The organism is Actinomycetota bacterium (assembly GCA_018830725.1).
Classification (GTDB): Bacteria; Actinomycetota; Humimicrobiia; order JAHJRV01; family JAHJRV01; genus JAHJRV01.
In genome coordinates this window covers 1-5,274 of the sequence record JAHJRV010000069.1, presented here as the reverse complement: position 1 = coordinate 5,274, position 5,274 = coordinate 1, and the positions used below count along the sequence as shown (strand labels likewise).

The following is a 5,274-nucleotide window of genomic DNA, read 5'->3' as shown; positions in this document are numbered from 1 at the left end:
TGAGAAGCTTAGCATTCTTTGTAAGCGGAGGAGAGGATATATTTAAATTGTACCAGGTTCCTTTTCCAATAACCAACCTGTTTTACTTAAAGAATACCCCTTATTTAAAACCATTAGCTAAAACATTAGATGATTATGGAAAGTATATCTTGGTTATTCTTCAAATTGATTATTCTTGCATATATGTGATAGATAGAACTGATGTTGTGGAAGGGATTTGCAAAGAGGATAAAATCCCGGTAAGGACCAGAAAAGCTGGCTGGAAGGATTTAGAGAAATCAAGAGCTGAAAGAAGAAGGGGAGAGTATATTAAAAAACATTATAAGGATGTAGCTGATATGGTAAAAAATAGCATGGATAAAGATATTAAAAGAATAATAATTGCTGGAACTGAGAAAAATGTGAAACCATTTTTAAAACTTCTTCCAAATCATCTAAAAGATATTGTTTCGGCTACATTTCAATTTGACGCTCATGACAATGATTTTAAGATTATCGAGAAGTCACTTAAAGAAGAGATTGAAAGTGAAATGAAGGCTGATAGAAGATTAATAAAACAACTAGAGAGATTGGGAAGAGAAAAGGTAGCTGTTAGGCTTTATCAAGTTCTTTTAGCTTTACAAAGAGGACAAATTGATAAATTAATTATTCATCACAAATTTCAGGAGTCGGGATGGATTTGTAACAATTGTGATTATTTAGGAAGTGGAGGTTCAAAAGTTTGCCCAATGTGTAAAGTTGAAATGAGTGAGGTAAAAGATATTGTAGATGAAGTTGTAAATAAAGCAATAGAACATGATATTGATTTAGATTTTGTTTCAGAAACAGAATTTATTGACAAATTTGGAGGAATTGCAGCAATTTTGAGGTATTGATATTAAGATAGATTCCCTCTCCCTTGATGGGAGAGGGATAGGGAGAGGGTGTAAATTTAATAATTTAAATATTTCCCCCTCCCCTAAAATCCCCTCCCACGAGGGGAGGGGAGTAATAAGAGAAGATCTTCTTACTCCTTTCACGAGGGGAGAGGACTACATTTTTAGATAACTATACTTTTTAGAGAAAAGCTTAAATTTTTTAAATAAATAATTTAAAAAAAATAATATTGATTACATTTTTTGGAGAATAGTGTAAATTTTAAAAAAAATAATTTAAAATAAATAATATTTACTACGCTTTTTAGAGAAGAGTCTTAAATATAAATTAGTTTATATAGGTTAATTTGAATGAAGATATTAATAGCTCCAGATAAATTTAGAGAAAGTCTCTCTTCTATAGAAGCAGCAAAATCCATCGAGAAGGGCATAAAAAAAGTTAATAAAAATATCGAGACAGTTCTATGCCCGATAGCAGATGGTGGAGAAGGAACAGTAGATGCATTAGTGGCTGCAACATCTGGTAGACATGTTATTTGTGATGCTACAGGACCATTGGGAGAAAAGATAAGTGCTAAATATGGAATATTAGGAGATAATAAAACAGCTGTTGTTGAGATGGCAGCTGCCTCTGGGTTGTGGCTTGTTCCTGAGAGTAAAAGAAATCCACTATATACAACAACATATGGCACAGGGGATATGATAAAAAGCGCTTTGGATTCTGGTGTTGAGAAAGTGATAGTTGGTATAGGAGGGAGCTCGACTACTGATGGCGGAATGGGTATGGCACAGTCCCTTGGGATAAAATTTTATGATAAAAAGGGAAAAGAGTTAGGGTTTGGTGGAGTTCAATTAGAGAAGCTATTTAGAATTGATATTAAAAATAGAGATCCAAGAGTAGTTAACACTATCTTTGAGATTGCATGTGATGTAGATAATCCTCTTACCGGATTAAAAGGTGCTGCTTATGTTTATAGTCCACAAAAGGGGGCGAAACCTGATGAGGTAAAAAGATTAGATGAAGGTTTAAAAAATTTTACAAAAGTGATAAAAAAAGATTTAGGAAAAGATATTGAAAATTTAAAAGGAGCTGGAGCAGCTGGAGGACTTGGGGCTGGTCTTGTTGCATTTTTAGACGCAAAACTTAGACCTGGAATAAATATAGTTATAGATACTATAAATTTAAGAAAAAGAATGGAAAATGTTGATTTAGCAATTACAGGTGAGGGTTCAACTGATGCCCAGACCTTAATGGGTAAAGCTCCAACTGGTGTTATTAGTGTAGCTAAAGAATTAAAAATCCCAGTTGTTATTATTTCTGGTTCTGTGGCTGATGACAGGTCAAAATTACATGAGAGTGGGGTTGATGCAATATTCTCAATCATCCCTAGACCAATTAGTCTAAACAAGTCCTTAAAGAATGCATCATTATTTTTAGAAAAAGCTGCTGAGGAAGTAATAAGATTATTCATCACTGCCAAAGTAAAATATAGCTAAATTTAAAAATATTTTTTTATTAAGGAATTGTAGTATGAAAGAAAAGACAAAAGTTGCAATTCTTATGGGAGGAACTTCAGCAGAAAGAGAAGTTTCTCTCAGTACGGGAGCAAGTGTTATAGAGCATTTGGATATGAACAAATATAAGATAATTCCTGTAGAAATTGATATGAAAGGAAGATGGATAGCTCTTCCAGATCCAAAGAAACAATTACCCTTAAAAGAACAGAAATTAATTAAGAACCAGAAATTAGATAAAGATCAGAATGAAATTTCAACAGTACCTTTTTTAAAAGAAGAGGTTGATGTAAAAGAAAGTGAGAGAATTAAGGATAAATACTTAAACAGTGAATTCAAATTATCTGAGAAAGCAAATCCAATACTTATCTTAAAGGATAAGGATAAAAAAATAATTAAAGACTTTAAATTAGCAGTAGATGTAGTCTTTATTGCTCTTCACGGTCCTCAAGGCGAAGATGGAAAGTTACAAGCGCTTCTTGATTTATTAGATATTCCATATACTGGATCAGGTGTGATGGCAAGTGCTTTAGGAATGAATAAATTATTAAGTAAGAGACTTTTTACTCAAGCTGGAATTTTAGTATCTAAATATATAGATATTATTTTAAAAAATTGGCAGGAAAATAGAAAAAAGCAAATTAGTAGAATTAAAGATGAAATAGGATTTCCAGCAGTTACAAAGCCAGTTGGTCAGGGCTCAAGCGTTGGCGTAACTATTGTTAAAGAAGAAAAAAACCTTGAAGAAGCTATAGAACTTGCTTTTGAGTATGATCCCATAGTTCTGGTTGAAAAATATATTAAGGGCATAGAGGTTGCTTGTGGAATATTAGGAAATGTAAATCCAATTGCTCTTCCACCAATAGAGATAGTGCCAAAGAGAGAATTTTTTGATTATACTGCAAAATATACTCCATCAGAGTGTGATGAAATATGTCCAGCCAGAATATCTAAAGAGATGACTAAAAAAGTTCAAAAATATGCTTTAAAAGCTCACAATGCATTAGGATGTATTGGGTTTTCAAGAGTGGACATGTTTATAAGTGGTAAAGATGTATATGTTTCTGAGGTAAATACAATTCCTGGTCTAACAAATGCTTCACTTTATCCAAAAGAAGCAAAAGCAGCAGGAATTAGTTTTACAGAACTTTTAGATAGATTAATCACTTTAGCATTAGAAAATCCTGTCAAATATTAATTAAATGTTGCATTTATCAACATAGGTCGATCCCTCAATTACTTTTTGAAACCATGTTACACCTTCTTGAACAGCTTCTATCTGAAGAATATACCAGCCTATAGCATCAGGAGCTTTTACTTTAACTACTACTGTTACTAATTCACCTGGAGCAACATCATTTGGCAATACAGTCCTGCCCCCATCATCCCACTCTGGCTCTGGTTGATTTCCTTTTGGAAACCAGTGGTATCCAAGCCTTACCGGGAATTTTCCAGTACTTGGCCAGGTAAAAGAACTACTGTTTTTAAGAGTGATTTTTATATAGTTTTCATCCCCAGCACAAAGAAATGTTGGAATATAACCCTCATATTCAATATCATGTGTTTCTTTTGAATAATCAATAGATGGTCTTTCTGGTCCTGTTTCCTCTTTTTTTTCTTCTCCTACTACTTTGGTTTCTTCTGGTGTTTCCCCAGTCTCACCTGGAGTAATTACAGTTTCTTTTTGACATGATATCATAAATAGCAAAAGTAGGATTATAGAGAAGAGAACTAAATAAATTTTGTAATTTTTCATGAGACTGCCTTCCTTTTTAATATATAAAATAGTATTCTAACTTATCGTTAATTTCTTTTAAAGTCAACGCTGCATCCATTATCTTGTATAATATATCAGATGTTTTTTATAAACCTAAAAACTTTATATGAAATAAGTACAAGGAATCCTGTATAAATTATGAAAATTATACTATTAATGATACTAAATAATACTAATAGTTGAATTATTTTTCATAACAATTAGTTGACAAACTTTATTATTTTTAATAATATTTTTATGTATTTATTTTAAAAATTTATTTTTATTAAGCTTACATAATAAAAAACTTAACTAAATTTTTAAAGGTTTAAATAACTCTATGCCAAGAAAAAAGAACGAAAAATCTTTTAAAGAGTTTGAATGTACTGTTAAAGACATCTTCTTAGGAGAAGTCAAATCTAAGAACATATTCCCCCTTCTTATACTTCATTTAATTTCTAATGAAACTCAGTATGGTAATAAGCTGATATCAAAGATTAAAGAGATGAGCGGAAATATTATGACAGTAAATCCTAATACAATTTATCCGCTTCTTAAAAGAATGGAGGAATTAAATTTTGTAAGAGGTAAGTGGGATAAACCTAAAAGACCATATAAAAAATATTACTATTTAACTAAAGAGGGCTTTAAAAAATATAATGATATAAAAGAAGCACAAAAACCCTGGATGGAAAAGCTCGAGAAAGCTGTGAAGATATTAAGAAAAGAAATCTACAGTTAAAGCCATATTATTTTTTAAAAGATAATAAAATTTTTATCAATAAGGGAGAAATATGATAATAGGTATGTAAGGCAAGGCTTTAGCCTTACTTAAAAATTAACTATAAAAATTTGCTAAAGATGAGTAACAAACGATTAATAAAAATATTTAATTAAAAAGGAGTTTGGTTTGAGATATGTTGTAATTACAAGTGCAGTAAGAACTGCAATTGGATATTTTGGAGGAACATTAAAGGATGTTTTACCTGCTGATTTAGCAAAGGTTGTTATAAAGAAGGCAATGGATAGGTCCAGTGTTAAGGGTGAGGAAATAGATGATGTTATCTTGGGTTGTGTATTACAAAGGAGTGATGAACCAAATGTTGGAAGAGTAGCTGCACTGAAAGC

6 protein-coding genes are annotated in these 5,274 nt (G+C 31.5%); 5 read left to right on the top strand and 1 reads right to left on the bottom strand.

Features of this window, described 5'->3' with window-relative positions; translation table 11 throughout:
* The 3 genes from KKC53_03425 to KKC53_03415 all read left to right on the top strand — a co-directional run.
* The coding region (locus tag KKC53_03425) for a hypothetical protein (protein MBU2598215.1) at nt 1–875 on the top strand (875 nt) is incomplete at its 5' end.
* 351 nt (nt 876–1,226) lie between these two features.
* Nucleotides 1,227–2,372, top strand: a complete 1,146-nt coding sequence (locus tag KKC53_03420; GenBank protein ID MBU2598214.1) for a glycerate kinase — start codon at nt 1,227–1,229, stop codon at nt 2,370–2,372.
* Between the two features lie 34 nt (nt 2,373–2,406).
* Nucleotides 2,407–3,588, top strand: coding sequence for a D-alanine--D-alanine ligase (locus KKC53_03415; GenBank protein ID MBU2598213.1), 1,182 nt, complete (start codon nt 2,407–2,409; stop codon nt 3,586–3,588).
* Here KKC53_03415 and KKC53_03410 read toward each other — a convergent pair whose 3' ends face one another.
* Nucleotides 3,589–4,146 (bottom strand): hypothetical protein, encoded by a 558-nt coding sequence (locus tag KKC53_03410; GenBank protein MBU2598212.1) that lies wholly within the window; start codon nt 4,144–4,146, stop codon nt 3,589–3,591.
* A 340-nt stretch (nt 4,147–4,486) separates the two neighbouring features.
* Here KKC53_03410 and KKC53_03405 point away from each other — a divergent pair, with 340 nt between their 5' ends.
* Both KKC53_03405 and KKC53_03400 read left to right on the top strand, forming a co-directional pair.
* The gene (locus tag KKC53_03405; GenBank protein ID MBU2598211.1) at nt 4,487–4,888 is read left to right on the top strand and encodes a PadR family transcriptional regulator; all 402 of its coding nucleotides are present in this window, start codon (nt 4,487–4,489) and stop codon (nt 4,886–4,888) included.
* A 168-nt stretch (nt 4,889–5,056) separates the two neighbouring features.
* The coding region (locus KKC53_03400; protein MBU2598210.1) for an acetyl-CoA C-acyltransferase at nt 5,057–5,274 on the top strand (218 nt) is incomplete at its 3' end.

What these genes read in the sequence shown, in the direction of transcription:
- KKC53_03420 (MBU2598214.1), top strand. Translation starts at nt 1,227, where the DNA reads ATGAAGATATTAATAGCTCCAGATAAATTTAGAGAAAGTCTCTCTTCT.
- KKC53_03410 (MBU2598212.1), bottom strand. Translation starts at nt 4,146, where the DNA reads ATGAAAAATTACAAAATTTATTTAGTTCTCTTCTCTATAATCCTACTT.
- KKC53_03415 (MBU2598213.1), top strand. Translation starts at nt 2,407, where the DNA reads ATGAAAGAAAAGACAAAAGTTGCAATTCTTATGGGAGGAACTTCAGCA.
- KKC53_03405 (MBU2598211.1), top strand. Translation starts at nt 4,487, where the DNA reads ATGCCAAGAAAAAAGAACGAAAAATCTTTTAAAGAGTTTGAATGTACT.